Raw genomic sequence first — 15,916 nt, 5'->3', positions numbered from 1 at the left:
GCCTCCTGCGGTTCAGCCTCATGTGAGGCAAGGATCAAGGCGGATCAGAACGTGCCGCCGTCAAGGGTGATGCCGGTGATGCTGCCACCGGTAATGGCCACCGAGTTGGCAGCTTGGGTTGCAAGCGATCCAAGCCCGAGATTGCTGCGCGCCGTGGTCTTGTTTGGCAGATCCGCGAGGTTGGAGGCTGCGGCCAGCTTGCCGGCCAGCCCGTTGGTCACCGTGCTGGCAAAGTTCGGATCATCGCCCAAGGCGGCGGCAAGTTCATTCAGCGTATCAAGCGCGCCGGGGGCTGCATCGACCAGCGCGCCAATCGCGCTCGCAACAAAGGCCGTGGTTGCAAGCTGTGTTGTGTTGGTCCCGGCAGCAGGTGTTGGCGCGGTGGGCGTGCCGCTCAGCGTCGGCGAGGCCAGTGCTGCCTTGGCATCAAGCGCTGCCTGCAGCCCAGTGACCTGCGCGATCGCGTGGCTGTGGGTGGCGGGCGTAAAGCTCGTGGGCTTGCCCGTCACCCCTGTCCAAGGGACACTGTCAGCGGCCTCTGCCGCATCCACCTTGCCATTATTGTTGCTGTCATAGGTCGCTTTGGCCATGTCGCCTGCCCCAAAGCTTGTTAGGGCGGCTTGCACAAAGGCAGTGGTGGCAATCTGGGTGGTGTTGGTACCGCCGGTCGCTGTGGGGGCCGTTGGCGTACCGGTCAAGCCGGGCGAGGCGAGTGCGGCCTTGGCGTTCAGCGCCGTCTGCAATCCTGTCACATCGGCAATGGCATGGCTGTGGGAGGCTGCGGCTTTCCCATCAAGCGCCGTCTGCAAACCGCTCACATCCGCGATCGCATGGCTATGACTACTGGCTGCCTTGCCCGCGAGCCCAGCATCGAACTGCGACTTACGCACAAGATCGGTACTGGCGCTCGCATCCTGGCTTGATTTCGGCACCACCGCGAAGGTCTTGGCACCCGCAATGCTCTGGGCCCCGGTCAGATCCACAAAAGCCCCGCGTCCGGCCAGCGGCAAGATGGCTGTGGCATTACCTGCGCCGTCATCGCCCTTGCCGATATAAAGCGTGTCATCGACTTCGTTATGGGCGACCTCGCCGGATTTCAGGGCAGCGGGCGCGCCGGCATTGCCGGCCTGGCGGCGTTTGAACTGGATCGTATTGGCCATCAGAAGAAGCCTCCGTTGATAGGTGTGTTTGTGGGAAGGATGGTGATGCCGGGATCGCCTTGGTCGCCCTTGTCACCTTGCGGACCAATCGCGCCTTGCGGCCCGGGCTGACCACCGATCCGGATGCGGTAAGGACCGCTTGCGACCCGCAGGCGCACAGGTGCTGTGAGGGTGATGGGGCCCATCTGGGGCAAAACGTAGCTCATGGTGCAAGCCCGCGTGTCACTGGCAGTGCGACGGGTATCTCAAGAAAGAAGCCCAGATGCAGATCGGGATCAACGTCGACGCGCACCAGATCAAGCACCACACGCCCGGGCGGAAGGCCTGCGGTTTGGTCCGCGCGCAAGCCCAGCTCCAGTATCGTGTCACTTACCCGCAAGACGCCGCCCTCGGCGGTGCTGATCAACGCCAGCACTGTCGGATCACTGGCCCGCCGCCGCAGCTGCCCGGCATAGGCGGCCCCTTCGACAAAGACGGGGGCAGCCGCCTCGATCTGCAAGCGCCATGGATAGCCGATCATCACCGCCGGGCCTTCGGTCATGGTGGTGATACTCATGGCTGCCACCCGCAGAGCTGGGCGCCTGTTTCATTATGGGCGAGGATCTGGCGCGCGGTGCCATCGGTCAGCTGATCAGCGCGTGAGGGGCGGATGGGTGCTGCCCAGTCGCAGTCCGTCTGGAAGAGGACATCAGTCGCGCATCCAGCGAGCAAGGCGGCGCTCACGCTCAGCAGGGCTGGCAGTCTCAACATCATAGCGGGTGTCCTTGGCGGTCTGGAGCGCGCGGATGCGGGCATCGGCGCGGCGGATGGCGTAATTGGCTTCAGCGGCCTGGCGGCCTTGACGGATGGCGACCCAAAGCGCGGTGATCAGAGCAAAGGTGATGGCGCCCGCAAAAACAGCCCGTCGGCCGAACCCCGAGAGCAGGGCATAGGCAAACCCCATCATGGCGTGCGCCCTGTGCGGTGATCGTCAATCCGGGCGGTGCGTGCCTTCAGCGCGTAGAGAATGACACCGACAAACACGGCCATGCCAATCCAGGGGAGTGCGGCGGCCAGCCAGCCATCCATCCCAAAGAGATGCCGTAACAGGGTTCGACCCAAATGGCATCGTTGTGAGTTGATCGACCGTTCGATGTGAGGTGTCGTTGCCCTTGGCACGCTGTGCGGCGTGTCGACGGGGTGGTGCTGTGATGCGCGCCCCAAGTTTTGAACAACGAAAGGACAACGACATGGAAACTTATATCGGATTGGATGTCTCTCTCGCAAGCACTGCGATCTGCACGGTGAGCGCGCAGGGCAAGATCGTCAAGGAAACGACCGCAGTCAGTGAACCGGAGGACCTTGTTGCGACGCTAAAGGCAATTCCTGGGGCTGTTGTTGCAGTGGGCCTAGAAGCCGGTCCTCTCTCGCAATGGCTTTATCGGCATTTGACCGACGCAGGCTTTGCCACAGTGCTGATGGAGACGCGGCAGGTGAAGGGTGCGCTGAAAGCGATGCCCATCAAGACGGACCGTCGGGATGCAGAGGGGATTGCACGGCTGCTGCAGATGGGCTGGTACCGGCCTGTCCATTGCAAATCGATATCAGCTCAAGAGATGCGCGCCCTTCTGGCCACGCGCAAGACTGTCCAGCAGGCGGCGATGAATCTCGAACTATCGATCCGTGGTGTGTTGCGAAACTTTGGACTGAAGATGGGACGTGTTGCAAAGGGTCGCTTTGAAGCGCGGGTGCAGGAACTGACCGAAGGTAATCCCATGCTGGAGGCTGCAGCTACCCCGATCCTTGCATCACGACGGATGCTGCGACAGGAACTGGCCAGTTTGGAGAAGCTCCTGCGCAACCACGCCAAGGAAGACCCGGTCTGTCACTCGCTCATGACGATGCCTGGGGTTGGTCCCGTCGTGGCCCTGACCGTCAAGGCGTCTATTGATGACCCGGAGCGGTTCCGATCTTCCAAGGACATCGGTCCGTGGGTTGGGTTGACCCCGCGACGTGAGCAGTCAGGCGAGCGCGACATCATTGGCCAAGTGTCTCGGGCTGGCGATGTTGGGCTGCGCACGGCGCTGTACCAGGCAGCGACGGTCATGCTGCATCGCGGCCGCAAGAACTGGCTGACCGCATGGGCGCTGAATGTCGCCAAGCGGCGGGGCAAAAAGCGCGCCACTGTTGCGCTCGCGCGACGGATCGGGGTGGTTCTGCATCGTATGTGGAAGGACGGCACGGACTTCCGCTTCACCCGGGAAGAGGCCGCACACGTTGCTACTGCATAGGAGTAACTCTGCGATGCACGCCCAAAACAAGGTTGAAATATAGGAGGTTTGGCCGCGCCCGATGGCGCTGGTTCACCGATGTCCCAACCCGGGACGCGGTCCCCGATGATGCCGTGAGTGCGCTAGTCATCAGGCACGCTGTCTGAGGACGCTGTTGAGATAGGCACGCGGGAACCGCTCTTGGACTTGGCATGATGTGGCAGCCGCAGCGCTGACTACGGACAGAAGCACGATCCCGATGCGGGACAACACTCGGTCGCCAGCGTATCCAGCAACGCGTTTACCCATAACTCACAACACCGATGACGCAGCACGTGGTGGCCAACTTAACCGTTCGGCCATTGGCTTCGTGTCGAAAATTTCTCTTGACCTCGACCACCCTGTTACAGAAGCGCAATCATCCGCCCCGCCAAATCCTGCACTTCTTCTGCCTCAGCCAAGGCGGGCGCGATCTGCGCGCCAAGCGTGCCGGCAGCACCCACAATGCCCAGCCCGATCTGGGCATTGGCCGCGGCAACAATCCGGCTTTGCTCAGGGCTGCCCGCGGCGCGCGCAGGTGCGACCTCGCGCGGTGCGGCGTGCTCCAGCGCCTCTGTCAGCGCCACATCGATGATTGGCACGAGCGGCAGCGCATGGTCATCGCGGAAGGCAAGGATGGCCGCGCGCGTACGGGGCCCTATCATACCGTCAACCGTTCCCACCTCGTGATAGCCAAGTGCACGCAAACGGGTCTGCACATCGCGGACGCTCAGGGTGACGGCAGGCGCCACATTGCCAGCGCGCCGGATACCCAAGAGTTTCGAGACCGGATAGCGCTTCACATTGACCGCATCAGACTGGTTACCGCCGAGGCCCCAGACCCATGGACCTTCAATCCGGTCGATGAAGAACACATGTCCCTGCCAGCTGGAGGTCCCGCGCGGGATAACCCCGATATCGCCGGGCTGGGCGTCGGCGATATCGACCGGAATGCCCCAGTCGAGATAAGAGCGCGCAGTCAGCTTGCGCGTCGAGCGCATGCCGGCCCGCTCAAGGCAGTGCCCCACAAAGGCCGCGCACCAGGCCACGCTGTCGTGCTCAACCCAGTCGTGGCCGACCGAGGCATACATTGCCACGATGACTGGGTTGTTCTCAGGGCCGGGACCCTCGGTCGTGCCGATATAGCCGCGGGCAATCTCAAATGGTGTCATCATGTTCTCCCATGCAAAAGCAAAGCGCCGCCTTGGACAGGGGCGGCACTCTGGTGTCTCTGAATGTGTTGGTCTTCTGGTCAGATCGGCGCAGCGCGGCTTATTTTTTCCGGCAAAGCCACGCCGTCATCAGGGCCTCTGCTCCGCGTGGCCCAAGGTAAGCCAGCATTGCCACAAGCCCCGTGCGGACCGGCTGGCCAAGATCAAAGTGGCTTGCGATGGCCTCACCAATAATCGCCATGCCGATAGCGACAGGGATTTCCCACAAAAGCTCTTTGCCAAAAAACCGCCGCCGACCAAGCTTGACCTCGCCCGAGTGATACATCAGCCGCCCGGTAAAGGCCCCGATCAGCGTCGTGACTGCTCCGCCAAACAGGCTGTTTAACGTTTCTAAAAAGCCCGGCTCGGACATGAACACCTTCCTTTTGGTTGCGGTGGTAAGACAACTTGCGCGCATGGTATTTTGGTCTATATTCAGACCTGTCTTTAGACCTATTTAGGAGGACACCATGCAGCGGGTCGAAGCCAATGTCGCTGTGAGCGTCTCGGACCTCAAAAAAAACCCGTCGCAGGTCATGGCGATGGCGCATGGCGAGTCCGTTGCTGTGCTGAACCATAACCGTGTCATGGCTTATATGGTGCCCGCCGCGCGCTATGAGGCGATGATGGAGCATCTTGACGACTTGGAGCTGGCCGAGACCATCAAACAACGTGCCGATGAGACACCGGTTCGGGTCAGCTTGGATGAGCTATGAGCTGCAATTCCTGCCGTCAGCCCTCAAAGAATGGGACAAACTCGGCGCAACGCTGCAGTCGCAGTTCAAAAAGAAGCTAAAAGAGCGACTTGCTCAGCCCCATGTTGTTGCTGATCGCCTGCACGGCATGCCGAGCCACTACAAAATCAAGCTGCGCAGCGCGGGCTATCGCCTCGTTTACCGCGTTGAGGACACCACTGTCACGGTAACAGTGGTGGCTGTGGGCAAACGCGAGCGGAACGCCGTTTATAAAGCCGCGCAGAAACGTGCTGCCCCCTAATAGTCTCCGCCGTCGAGCAACGCCTCAAAGGCACTGTCGGCAAGATTGCGGATCTTGAGGGTTGGCGGTGTGGTGCTTGTATCGACCCACAGCATCCCCGGCGCGGTCGCCGTTGGGGCGATAGCGGCGCTGCTGGTCGATCTCAGCGCTGCGATGATCTGGTTGATCTGCGCGCGCACAGCTGCGCCATTGTCATTGATGATCACAAAGCTTGGAACTTGAGACACTAGGCCACCTCATCTGCTATCAGCCGCAACTCCGACACGATCGGCGTGAATGCGGGGTCGTTCGTTCTAAGCCACGCCCGCGCCTCAACCGCGCGCGCCTCGATCTCGCTGTTGTCGATCCGTCCCCATGGGCCCCAGAGGGGGGGTGCCGCTGCTGGATCGTCATCGGTTTCACGAACCTCGAGCACAACGTCGATATCGGCGCCTTCCGAGCCGTCGAAGTCAGCCCAGCTATCGATCGGTGTCATGCGGTCATCGATGTAATCCGACAGGGCGGAGGCACCGACCATGATGTCCGAGCGTAAGCGCACGCGCCTTAGCGCCCCAAAATCAAGGATCCCATCGAACTGGTAGAGCCCTTCGGTTGCCAGCACGACAGGGCTGCCTGCGGCGTCGACTCCAGTTTCCAGTTTCAGCGTGCCCGTAGCGGCTTCAAGGCCGATCTTTGTCCCCGCAAAGCCCGGATCAGCCACAAGCGTGTTCAGCTGCGCAAAGCTCAGGATCTGCACGCCCTTGGTCGCAACCGTGCTGACGGGACCAATCCGCCCCTCGCTATCCTCGGCCCGCAGCAAGTAGGTGCCAGGCTTGAGCGGCACGACCGCAATGGCCTCCCCGCCCGAGACACGGTCCATCAGCGTCGAGTTCGCCCAAGAGGCATTTGCATCCTTGCTATGGCGGATAATCACACTGCCACCCACGCGGACATCGACATCGACTGCCCGCTGCCATTTCAAGACCGCAAGACCCCCTGCAGACTGGATGGTCAGACCTTCCAAGGCAGCCGGCGGGGCTGTCAGCCCGACCACCTCGCGCGTTCCCTCGCGCCAGGGCGAGGAGACACCCAGCACAGAGAGTGCTTTGACGCGGAAGTCCCATTGCCCTGGCGCAATGTCGCGCAGCTCGATCAGCGTGCCGGTGGTGCGCCCATAGTCTTGCCAATCGCCCCCATCGCGGCGGGCCTCGAACTGGTAGCTCTCAACAAAGCCGCTTTGGGCTGCAGTCCAACGCACCCGCAACAGCACCTTTACGGCTGAGCCGTCGCGCGTGACGTAGAGCTCTTCCTCGCCCTGCGGCGCGCCAGGCGGTGCAATGTCAAAAGCCGAGGGCAGCGTGGTGCGCGGGGCGGCCGCATAGATCTGTTCCTCAGAGGCGTCCCAGTCATAGACCAAGGGCGAGGTCTCGCGCAGCAGAAGCTCTGGTGCGATCCGCGGGCCGGACCCGATCTGGGTCAGGTCCAAGCGCACGGCCTCCACCTCAAAGGGCTTGCCATCATTTGGATCCGGCCCGCCAAAGCCCCAGCGGGAATAGCGCAAGAGCGTCGTATCGCCGGCTGTCACACGCCAGGCCTTGAGCTTGCCGGAAAGCCGCACACTCATCTGCCGCCGTGCGCGCTCCAGCGCGATCTTGGCCAGACGCTGCGCCATCGCCGCCGAGATGGTGAAGGGCAGCGCGATATCGCGCCAGACCTGCTCACCGCCATCCTCGGTGAGGTAAGCATCAGAGGCATAGGCCGGAAAGTCATCAGGCTGCCAGTTGTTCTGCGGGCTCACGAACTGGCCGCGCACAGCGTTGAAGTTTGCAGCGCGGGTTTGGCGCGTGGTCAGCGTCATGCCGCCTTCGCGCACATCATCGGCTGTGAGCAGGCTTGATGGTATGCGGTAGGCGCCCGCGCGTATCCGCCACTGACCTGCCTGCCAGATGCAGCGCCCGGCCATCGCCGTCAGCAGCGCCTCGATAATGGTCTTGGGGGTTTCCGAGAGCGAGACGACGCCATTGCAGCTGTAACGTGGCTCGGTACCACCGCCTGCCAAGGCAATCTGTTCATCACAGATATTGGCGGCCTCAATCAGGCTGTCGGTCTCGATCCCATCTGGCGCGCCAATACCCGCCCCGATCCCGAAGATGGGATGCGCCATGTAATCCGCGACGCAGAGGGCTGCGTTTTCAGTATAGACGCGCGTGCCCATACGTGGATCGAAGATATCGTCCTTGCCCTCCAGATCGACGGTGATGTTCGGGATCCCGCTTGGGAAGGCATCCGAGTCATAGGTCAGGCGCAGATAGATTGCAGCACAGCCCGCCAGTCGATGGGCGGGCGTCCACAGATCAGGTGCTGCTGTGATCAGCCCTGCAAATGCGCTTTGATCGTCATGCCCGAGGCGTTTCTCGACCGCGAGCTTACCTGCCCATCGGCCTTGGGCCGTTCCGGCGGCATCGAGCGCCATCTCGCCCTCGAAGTAGATCGCGCCGATGGATTGCACGCGATGGGCGGCCAGCACCACGACGAGGTGCAGGTCTTTGTCCTTTTCCCCCGTGGAATGCAGGAAAGTGATGACCCCGCCCTTGCGCGTCCGTCCATAAACCATCTGGCGCGGCATCACCGGCTCGCGCACGGTCACCGTGCGGGCCTGTAACGCGATCTGGCCCACCGAGGGTTTCGGCATCATCGATTGCGCCGCCGCTGAGAGCAGCATCGACGCGCCGAAGTTGGCAGCAAAGCCGATCAGACCCGTCGCTGCAAAAGCGGCCGCCACGCCGCCTGCAGCGATCGCCGCACCGCCAAGTGCGACGGCGCCAAGAATAATGGGTGGCATGGATCAGGTTCTCCAAGCGAGGCGGCAAGAGCTCAGTGGCAGGGTCACCAGACCAACAGGCGAGACAAAGGCAGCCCGCGCGCCGATGCAGACGCCAAAGGCCTCGGGATCCCCGCCCAAAACAATATCACCGCGCTGTGCCAGCCGCGGATCGGGCAGCGGTTCTCCAAGCAGGGCGCGCCCACCGTCTTCGAGCCTGCGCCAGCCCAGACGACGTAGCACCCGCTGGCAGCCGCCGGGCGTGCGGTACCGCCCCCGCCAGAGTGTGGCATGGTCCGGCCCGCCCGTCAGATTCCGGCGCAGATCAAAGGCCCAGGTTGCGCAATCATGCTGGCCCCAAGCGAAGGGGCGCGTGTGGGCCTCAGTAATGGCGGCGGCAAAAAGCTGTTCCCAATGCGGGATGCGGGTCATGGTATTCACCCCCGCCCCCAGGTAATCTCGCGGTCCTGGATGGCCGTGACATGCGCAAAGCCGAGATCGCCCGGGAATAGGACTTGCTGGCTTTCATGGGTGTAGCGCCAGTTGCGCGGCACATTCAGATCAATGAGCCGGCTCTCATAGCTGATCGTGAGCCGGCAGCTTTGCGCATCCTCCTGGATCTCCGGCACATCAAGGCGGCCCGAGAAGGCCTGCACGGGATCAGCGATGATCTGACGGTCCTCGCTCAGAAGTGCCAGCCAGATGCGCCCCGGCTGACCCTGGCGCGCCTCATCAATCGCAAGCCCCACAAGATCAAGCGGCACGCCAGAGAGCGAGACCGTGGTACCAGAGGCCACAACATCGGAGGTCTCTTCCAGCGCACCAAGCCCCAGAAGTACACCGACGCCGGTCCAGGTCTTGTCGTCCCATTCCAAAGGGCCAGCCCCTGTCCAGATCCGCACCATGCCGGAGGGGAAGGCGCCTTCAAACAAGATGGCAGGCCTGAGATCTGCCGCTTCAAGCGCATCGGCCAATGCCGCTGTGAGCTCGCGGCTCATCAAATGGCCTCGCGTGCTGAGAGGGTGAAGCGGTGACGCGCTGCACGCGCGATGCGGGTGGGAACCGACGTCGTAGGCCGCAGCAGCACCTGCGGTCTGTTCACCTCTAAAGCTGTATTGGCGGGCAGCGCGCTGCGAATGGCTGGAAAGATCGTCAGGGTCGCCAATCCATTGATGTCCGCTGTTACATCAAAGGCGATCTGGTGCAGGCGCGTGTCGCGCGCTGTGCCGATGGAGAGAAAGTCACCCGAGGCAACGGCCGGCAGGCCAGAAGGCCAGCCCAGTGTTTGGACAACGTTCCCGCCTGAGACAGGTGTTGCAAGTGTGATTGGATGTGCCAGAGCCTTGGGCTCAATTGCGGGATCGGTAAAAAGCAGCAGGCCTCTGCCCGATCCAAGCGCCGTCAGGGCCGCGCCAACCGAGCGTGCGAGGGGTCCGAATTGTGCGGCAAATTCGATATCATATTCCCACCACTCCCCGCCCCAGTCCTGCACCTCCATGCTGCCTGTAAACGGGGACGGTGTCTGGCTAGTGGCTGTCACCAAGCGCCGCTCGAGGCTCGCGACCCAGGTACGGGGCAGCTCCACAATGACGCTCATGCCAGCCGCCCCCGGCGCATGGCGTTGCCTACAGCGGCCAGCGCAATCCGCTCGAACTCGGGCTGTGCGCTGCGCATCACCGCAGCAATCTGTTCAGCCACCCCCATCTGCGCGCCGCGCGCATCGACATTGAGATGGACGGCCACAGGAATGCTCGTCCCTGCGCCCCGCGCAACCTCGGCCCGGGACAGCACGCGCTCGCCGCGCTGCAAAATGGTGGGCACCTCATCTGGGCGCAGGCCTGCCCAGCCACCGTTGTGCATGCGGGGGGCCGCGGTAAAGACGGCTGCGGGGACGGCGCGTGTATGGCCCGAGAGCCCAACCATGCCACCGTTATGAGAGACCGCGGCTGCAACAGACCCACCACCGCCAAAGACACCCCCAAGCGCATTCGCGATAGGTCCTAGTACGGCGCGGCGGAAGGCCAGCACCGCCAGATCCGACAAGAGCGAACGCACAAGGCTTTTGAAGTCGAGCTTGCCCGTCTCGACAAAGCTGCGGAACGCACTTTCTGCGCCAGAGAAGGCGCGCGATAAGGTTTCTCCAAGACCCTTGCCCCAGTTCAGCGCCTCGGTGGCATAGGACTTTAAAGCCTCAGAGACCGCGCGCCAGCCGGTGACAATCTGTGCACCTGCGCCAGCAGATGCGCCGGCTGCGGCTGTGACAGCTTGGTTCAGCCTGTCAGCAGAGGCTGTGGCCTCGTCAAGGGCGGCGGCACCGTCCTCGCCTGCACCCGCAACAGCATCGCGCAGTGCGGCCCACGAACTCAACGGTGTGGTCGCACCATTCGCTAAATCGGTAGCGGCCTGCCGATAACTGTTCGCGGTGGCCAGTGCCTCTGACGCAATCCCGTCGAGGCCAAGATCCGGAACGGTCAGCGGATTGTCGGCGAAGGCGCGGCGGAAGGCGTCAGCGGCAGCTGTTCCGGCATCGGCTGAGGCGCCCGCAAAGGGATTGGCAATATCCCCAAGGCTGATTTCGCCAATCTCGCCAAAGGCGGTTTCAATGCCGACCGCCGCAAGCGCATCGCGAATGCGGCCCGTGAAGGCATCAATCCGCGCAATCGCACCGTTGAGCATCGCCTCGATCCCGTCGAGCATGCGGTTGGCGGCAGAGAACACCAGATCGCCGATCACATCCGGCAGGCGTGACCAGATTTCTCGGACGGCGAGAAGTGCCCCCTCGAAGGTGTTGGCTGTGGCGTTGCCAAAGGCGACAACACTTTCAATCGCCCCCGCCATGCCGGTGGCAGCATCGGATTTAAGATCAAAGAACATCGCCGTGGCGCGTGCCCCGGCGGCCGAAGCGCCCATCTTGATCCTGTCCCAAACCTCAACAGCGACGTCCTTCAACAGGCGCATCGCCTCACCAAAACCGCCGGCGCCGGACGCGAGGCGCGTGAACCAATAGACGAGCTCGCCCGCGCCAACGATTAGGGCCCCAATGCCCGTGCGGATTATCGCGCCGCGCAGAACCACCAGCGTCGTGGCCAACCCGCGGACTGAGAGCGCCGCGACAGCCATCGCGGCCACCCAGCGACCAGCGAGGAATGTGGCGAAGGTCCCCGCATAGATCGCAAGCCGGTCAAGGTTCGCCAGGACCGCATCAAAGGCCCGGCTGATCGGGCTCGTGGCAGAGGCCAGCGCCACGAAGGCATTGGCCGCAGCCTCAAGCGTGGGCGCCAGAGCAACAGCGATCCGGTTGCGCACGCCTGTAAATACCTGTCCGATGCTCACGAGGGCCAGTTCTGAGCGGCGCATGGCGGCAATCGCATCCGCATCAAGCACAGCACCCAATGCCTGCGCTTGCGCACCTAGCCGGGTCATTTCTGCCCCGCCGTTTTGCAGCAGCGGAATAAGACGCGTGGTGTCTGATGCCATCGCCTCGAGATAGAAAGTCATCTCCTGTTGGCTCACGCCTGCTTTCTCAAGGCTTGAGACGTAAAGCTGCAGCGCCTCAGGACCGGAAAGGCGGGCAAACTGGTCCGCTGTCACGCCCACGCGCGGAGCGATGTTCTCGAAGAAGTCCGCCATCGGCCCGCCGCCCGTTTGCAGGAAATCCCCCACGCGGTCATTCACATCCTTCAGGATATCGGCGAGCTTTTCCTGCGCGATGCCCACAGTGGCCGAGGCCGCCGCCCAGCGTTGGAACAGCTCCGGGTTGGCATTGGCCACCTGGGAGAGCTGGCCAATCTCATTGGCGGCAGCCACCGTCGAGCGGGTCATCGCAACGACAGCACCCGCCAGCGCTGTGGCAGCAGCAGTCGCCGCAATCTTGGCCCGGCGCGCAAAGGCCGCCATGCGGGCATTGGCCTGGTCCAGCTCGCGCGAGAGACGCCCCATGCCGCGGGTGCCTGCCTCGCCGACACCTTCCAACTCGGCACGCACCTGGCGCCCGCCGGTCGCAGAGAGGCGGACGGAGACACGTTTTTCAGCCATGGTTGTGTTCAATCTCTTGGTTGGTTTTGCGCACCATCACCGCCTCAATCGGCGGCAGGAGTTCCGCAATGATCAGGGGCGAGAGCCCGAGGGCGGCCCCAAGTTGCAGGGCAGCAGCCATATCCCACCCGAGCACAGCGCCGCCGCTCATACCGCCGGCGACGCGGATCTGTCCGCCGAGGCGCTGAACCAGATCCCAGATCTGCCAGCCCTCAAGTGTGCGTGGCGCATGCAGGCTGCGCGGGCACTCCACGCAAATAGAGGGACACGCCGCACAATACTCACCGCCCCCGCCGAACTCCCAGTCGGCGAGAGCGGTCAGGCGTTTTTTTCCGCATCCAGTATCAGCGCACCTGCGATGTATGTGGTCTGGAAGGCCTCAAAGATCGGCCAGAGTTCCAGAAGGGCATCGATGCCGTCATGCGAGATAACCATTGGCACGCCGTCCTCGTCGCCCACACCCTCCCAGTCCTTCACGACGATGCGCGCCACGGCTTTGGCCACGATACGCGCGAGATCGTCGTTGGAGGCACTACCTTCAGCATCCGCTGCTGCGGCGATGATCGCCGGATCGCTCCGTGCTGCCAGCATGATCGCGGTGGTCAGCGGCTCCACCAACAGACGGACGCCGTGACCCAACTCGAGCCAGCGCGGTTCCGTGGACAAGTTCAAGCGCAGCATGATCAGTAATCCTCGCGGTCATTAGTCAGCGTGACGGTGCACATCCGGCCCACCACAGGGTCGCTCGCAGCCTGCCAGTCGAAGGTCGCTTGCACGCCTTGTGGGCCGGAGATTTCGATCCGGGGTCGGGGGAGGTAAACGGCATGCGCGGTGAGGGTCAGGCTCTCGCCGGTGGGCAACGTGTAGGAGAATTCAAGTTCGCAGGCATCGCCATTGATCGCCTGGGTCACCAGCGTCTGATCGGCAAAGCGCACGACAACATTACCCGTCAGGGCGGCGATGGACGGGTCTGCACCGTCGATCTTGCCGTCTGCCCGGATGGTCTCGATCCGATCGAGATTGTTGGCATAGGTCAGGTCTGCCGAGACCACGTTCCCGATGCTCAAACCGTTTCGCGTGATCGCCCCGTTGAAATGCCCGAAGCGCTTCAGCGCGATATTGGTGGGCGATCCTGCCGCACTAGTCGTGGCGATCGCCTCGCCCTGGGCCACGATGCTGGCCGTGGCTGTCAGCAAGCCTGATCGCGCCATCTGCCAGTTGAGGCTGTCGACCATGCAGCCGGCATACATCGCAAAACGCGGCACCTCGGGCATGGCCGTCTCGACCGAGAATGATGGAAGCGCCCAACTGCCGGAACGGAACTCGTGGGTATAGGGGGCGTCGGCGCCTGTGGTCGTGGGTGCCCCAAATGCTGCCTTCAGCCAGAAGCCGAACGCCTCTGCGTCGATCGGCACCACCACATTGCCATCCGCCGTCACAGCATCCTTGATCGGTGCCTGCGGGTCGCGGCCGTAGCCCAAGAGTTCCGAGGTCTGCAGCGGCTGCTCGGCCCCCAGCGTGGTGCTGGCGAACGGCATCTTGGTGAAACCGCTCGCAGGCGGCGTGCCATAGGTTGTCTCGAACGCCAGCGCCATCTGCGCCCGCGCCCCTTGGGCTCGTGCCATTGTGAACTCCTTTTCTCACTGCATTGTCCGTGTCGTCTGGCACGCGATTGCACCGGCAATCAGAACGCGGCGTGGTCGCGCAACTGGGCCTCAAAGATTTTGCGAATACGCCATAATCGTTTTGCCCGCTTGACCGCTGCGTAGAAATGCAAACACTTAGGCCAAGACTTTTAGAAGGCTGTCAGATCTATGTTTGCCAATCTACAAAACTCTGCTGATAAAACACCCGCTTCGCTAGCCGGCGCCGAGGCAGCAGCCGGTAATGGCCGACGATCCGTGCTACATGAGGACATCACCGTAAATGGGACATTAACCAGTGAAGGCATTCTTGACTTAGCGGGCTTTTTTGAAGGCGATCTGACCGTCGATACATTGGTTCTTGCCAGGACTGGCAAAATCAAGGGCAATGTCCGCGCCCGCAGTGTGACAATTGAAGGCCATCTCGAAGGCACAATCTCGGCCATCTCAGTGACACTCAAGACCTCCGCACAGGTGACGGCCGATATTGTCACACAAAAGCTTGTTATTGAGGCCGGAGCAATGATTGAGGGCCATGTCACCTCTCGATCCGCCTAAAAACCAGATCAAGAGAGCGGATCACCCGCCGCGTAATGCAGAATGATCGGGATGATCGCCGCTTTGATGGTGGCACTTCCCTCGACAGCCAGATCGACAGGCTCGGGCGCCTCTGCCTCGACCCAGTCGCACAACCCGCGCAAACTGCGGTCAGCAGAGACGGCTGCGCCAATGCGCCCAATCAGCCGGTCAAACCGCGCATCACGCTCCTCGCCCGCTTGCACGATCACCTCCAGCTCGGCGCGGTGCTGGTAATGATACATCAGCGGCGACAGCGTCACGCCGGGCGCGCCCGGGTTGCCGTCGCGCAGGATCATCAGGCCCGAGGGCGGGATGCGCTCGGGCAGCACCTCGCCGCGCAGCACCGGCACATGTGGGACCGTGCGCAACAGGTCCGCCAGGGCGGTCAGGATGGTTTCGCGGGGCGAGGGCATTATTATTCCAGTGTTCTAAGTTGGGGCAATGCAGGACCAATTTCGCAAAACGAAGGCTGCATATGTTGGCGTCATTGGCCGTCTTGATATTGCCGAGGATGTTGTTGACGCGGCATGAAGCTAGGACGCTTCAGAGTACGCGGATCGTTGAACACAGGCTGTCGTGGAAACTGACCTGTCAGAGCATGGCTTGTAAAAACATCCGTCACAAAACCATGCCGCTTGGCAAATTCACCGGCTTCCAAGAGCGTTAGCTTCTCGACTGCAGCAATATGTACCGCCGATCCAACAACAACCCAATCGACGCAAATCGCATCTTTGGTCAGTTCCGTCACGCCACAGATGTAATCGACAATCTGGTGTTCTGAGAGGTCCACCGTGAGATCGACGTACAGTGTCTTGTAAAGAACATGCTCACGTGGAACCACAATTGTCGTCACAATCGGTGGCTTCGATAGTCTGGCTGCCAGACCGAGCAAGGCGGCCATTTGATGGTCCAAGTGTCGGCTTGACGGTGTCACATCACCAATCACACAAGGTTGCCCATGTAAGTCGAACAGCAGCCTGATCGCCTCTGTTGATAACTCCAGAGTGAATTTCGGCAAAACAAAGACCCCGCTGGCTTGCTTGCTGTTCTGCATCAATCGTCGTGGCAAATTACCGCTTGTCAAACGATTGCCTTATTTTACCTGTGAATCAATCGATGTGGTCAACTTCAGGCGCAGGGCGCTGAACACAACGGACGTTGGCGATCAGGCCATGTGATATTTTATCGTTATTTTTCGGAAACA

Annotated in this window: 21 protein-coding genes; 4 read left to right on the top strand and 17 right to left on the bottom strand. The window is 62.1% G+C overall.

Features of this window, described 5'->3' with window-relative positions:
* Positions 1-44: 44 nt before the first annotated feature.
* The 4 genes from LOKVESSMR4R_RS12870 to LOKVESSMR4R_RS12855 form a co-directional block, all read right to left on the bottom strand.
* Positions 45-1,160: a head decoration protein gene (locus tag LOKVESSMR4R_RS12870; RefSeq protein ID WP_087208988.1), complete on the bottom strand. Its 1,116-nt coding sequence runs from the start codon at positions 1,158-1,160 to the stop codon at positions 45-47.
* Positions 1,160-1,366, bottom strand: a complete 207-nt coding sequence (locus tag LOKVESSMR4R_RS12865) for a hypothetical protein (RefSeq protein ID WP_087208985.1) — start codon at positions 1,364-1,366, stop codon at positions 1,160-1,162. Before LOKVESSMR4R_RS12865 ends, LOKVESSMR4R_RS12870 begins: the two co-directional genes overlap by 1 nt.
* Positions 1,363-1,716, bottom strand: coding sequence for a hypothetical protein (locus LOKVESSMR4R_RS12860; protein WP_087208981.1), 354 nt, complete (start codon positions 1,714-1,716; stop codon positions 1,363-1,365). Before LOKVESSMR4R_RS12860 ends, LOKVESSMR4R_RS12865 begins: the two co-directional genes overlap by 4 nt.
* 132 nt (positions 1,717-1,848) lie before the next feature.
* The gene (locus LOKVESSMR4R_RS12855) at positions 1,849-2,106 is read right to left on the bottom strand and encodes a hypothetical protein (protein ID WP_087208978.1); all 258 of its coding nucleotides are present in this window, start codon (positions 2,104-2,106) and stop codon (positions 1,849-1,851) included.
* 283 nt (positions 2,107-2,389) lie between these two features.
* Between LOKVESSMR4R_RS12855 and LOKVESSMR4R_RS12850 the strand changes: the two genes are divergently transcribed.
* Positions 2,390-3,430: an IS110 family transposase gene (locus tag LOKVESSMR4R_RS12850; RefSeq protein WP_087213186.1), complete on the top strand. Its 1,041-nt coding sequence runs from the start codon at positions 2,390-2,392 to the stop codon at positions 3,428-3,430.
* Positions 3,431-3,813: 383 nt separating this feature from the next.
* Here LOKVESSMR4R_RS12850 and LOKVESSMR4R_RS12845 read toward each other — a convergent pair whose 3' ends face one another.
* The gene (locus LOKVESSMR4R_RS12845; RefSeq protein WP_237331785.1) at positions 3,814-4,623 is read right to left on the bottom strand and encodes a TIGR02594 family protein; all 810 of its coding nucleotides are present in this window, start codon (positions 4,621-4,623) and stop codon (positions 3,814-3,816) included.
* Between the two features lie 97 nt (positions 4,624-4,720).
* Entirely contained in the window at positions 4,721-5,032 is a 312-nt protein-coding gene (locus LOKVESSMR4R_RS12840) for a phage holin family protein (RefSeq protein WP_087208976.1), read from the bottom strand.
* Positions 5,033-5,129: 97 nt separating this feature from the next.
* On the opposite strand from LOKVESSMR4R_RS12840, the gene LOKVESSMR4R_RS12835 reads away from it, so the two are divergent.
* Positions 5,130-5,375 carry a type II toxin-antitoxin system Phd/YefM family antitoxin gene (locus LOKVESSMR4R_RS12835; protein WP_087208974.1) on the top strand — a complete coding sequence of 82 codons (246 nt, stop codon included), beginning with the start codon at positions 5,130-5,132 and terminating at the stop codon, positions 5,373-5,375.
* Positions 5,365-5,655 carry a type II toxin-antitoxin system RelE family toxin gene (locus LOKVESSMR4R_RS12830; protein ID WP_087208972.1) on the top strand — a complete coding sequence of 97 codons (291 nt, stop codon included), beginning with the start codon at positions 5,365-5,367 and terminating at the stop codon, positions 5,653-5,655. The genes LOKVESSMR4R_RS12835 and LOKVESSMR4R_RS12830 overlap by 11 nt, the downstream gene beginning before the upstream one ends.
* On the opposite strand, the gene LOKVESSMR4R_RS12825 is transcribed toward LOKVESSMR4R_RS12830, so the two are convergent.
* The 9 genes from LOKVESSMR4R_RS12825 to LOKVESSMR4R_RS12785 form a co-directional block, all read right to left on the bottom strand.
* A complete protein-coding gene (locus LOKVESSMR4R_RS12825) occupies positions 5,652-5,882 on the bottom strand; it encodes a hypothetical protein (protein ID WP_087208969.1) in 231 nt (76 codons plus the stop codon). The genes LOKVESSMR4R_RS12830 and LOKVESSMR4R_RS12825 overlap by 4 nt on opposite strands.
* Positions 5,882-8,476 carry a host specificity protein J gene (locus tag LOKVESSMR4R_RS12820; RefSeq protein WP_087208967.1) on the bottom strand — a complete coding sequence of 865 codons (2,595 nt, stop codon included), beginning with the start codon at positions 8,474-8,476 and terminating at the stop codon, positions 5,882-5,884. Before LOKVESSMR4R_RS12820 ends, LOKVESSMR4R_RS12825 begins: the two co-directional genes overlap by 1 nt.
* 3 nt (positions 8,477-8,479) lie before the next feature.
* Positions 8,480-8,887 carry a DUF6950 family protein gene (locus LOKVESSMR4R_RS12815; RefSeq protein WP_237331784.1) on the bottom strand — a complete coding sequence of 136 codons (408 nt, stop codon included), beginning with the start codon at positions 8,885-8,887 and terminating at the stop codon, positions 8,480-8,482.
* Between the two features lie 5 nt (positions 8,888-8,892).
* Positions 8,893-9,453, bottom strand: coding sequence for a hypothetical protein (locus LOKVESSMR4R_RS12810; protein ID WP_087208965.1), 561 nt, complete (start codon positions 9,451-9,453; stop codon positions 8,893-8,895).
* Positions 9,453-10,052, bottom strand: a complete 600-nt coding sequence (locus LOKVESSMR4R_RS12805) for a hypothetical protein (protein ID WP_087208963.1) — start codon at positions 10,050-10,052, stop codon at positions 9,453-9,455. The genes LOKVESSMR4R_RS12810 and LOKVESSMR4R_RS12805 overlap by 1 nt, the downstream gene beginning before the upstream one ends.
* A complete protein-coding gene (locus tag LOKVESSMR4R_RS12800) occupies positions 10,049-12,490 on the bottom strand; it encodes a phage tail tape measure C-terminal domain-containing protein (RefSeq protein ID WP_087208961.1) in 2,442 nt (813 codons plus the stop codon). Before LOKVESSMR4R_RS12800 ends, LOKVESSMR4R_RS12805 begins: the two co-directional genes overlap by 4 nt.
* Positions 12,483-12,611, bottom strand: coding sequence for a DUF7697 family protein (locus LOKVESSMR4R_RS20715; protein WP_257790131.1), 129 nt, complete (start codon positions 12,609-12,611; stop codon positions 12,483-12,485). The genes LOKVESSMR4R_RS12800 and LOKVESSMR4R_RS20715 overlap by 8 nt, the downstream gene beginning before the upstream one ends.
* A 197-nt stretch (positions 12,612-12,808) precedes the next feature.
* On the bottom strand, positions 12,809-13,171 hold the full coding sequence (locus tag LOKVESSMR4R_RS12790) for a hypothetical protein (RefSeq protein WP_087208957.1): 363 nt from the start codon (positions 13,169-13,171) through the stop codon (positions 12,809-12,811).
* A gap of 2 nt (positions 13,172-13,173) precedes the next feature.
* On the bottom strand, positions 13,174-14,115 hold the full coding sequence (locus LOKVESSMR4R_RS12785) for a phage tail tube protein (RefSeq protein ID WP_087208954.1): 942 nt from the start codon (positions 14,113-14,115) through the stop codon (positions 13,174-13,176).
* A gap of 189 nt (positions 14,116-14,304) precedes the next feature.
* Between LOKVESSMR4R_RS12785 and LOKVESSMR4R_RS12780 the strand changes: the two genes are divergently transcribed.
* Positions 14,305-14,691, top strand: a complete 387-nt coding sequence (locus LOKVESSMR4R_RS12780; protein ID WP_087208951.1) for a bactofilin family protein — start codon at positions 14,305-14,307, stop codon at positions 14,689-14,691.
* Positions 14,692-14,699: 8 nt separating this feature from the next.
* Here the strand turns inward: LOKVESSMR4R_RS12780 and LOKVESSMR4R_RS12775 are convergent, their stop codons facing one another.
* Together LOKVESSMR4R_RS12775 and LOKVESSMR4R_RS12770 are read right to left on the bottom strand one after the other, a co-directional pair.
* The gene (locus LOKVESSMR4R_RS12775) at positions 14,700-15,125 is read right to left on the bottom strand and encodes an acyl-CoA transferase (protein WP_087208949.1); all 426 of its coding nucleotides are present in this window, start codon (positions 15,123-15,125) and stop codon (positions 14,700-14,702) included.
* Positions 15,126-15,196: 71 nt separating this feature from the next.
* Positions 15,197-15,766, bottom strand: coding sequence for a hypothetical protein (locus tag LOKVESSMR4R_RS12770; RefSeq protein ID WP_157898220.1), 570 nt, complete (start codon positions 15,764-15,766; stop codon positions 15,197-15,199).
* Positions 15,767-15,916: the final 150 nt, after the last annotated feature.

Origin of the sequence: Yoonia vestfoldensis (genome assembly GCF_002158905.1) — a bacterium.
GTDB lineage: Bacteria > Pseudomonadota > Alphaproteobacteria > Rhodobacterales > Rhodobacteraceae > Yoonia > Yoonia vestfoldensis_B.
This window is presented reverse-complemented; position numbering and strand designations above follow the sequence as displayed.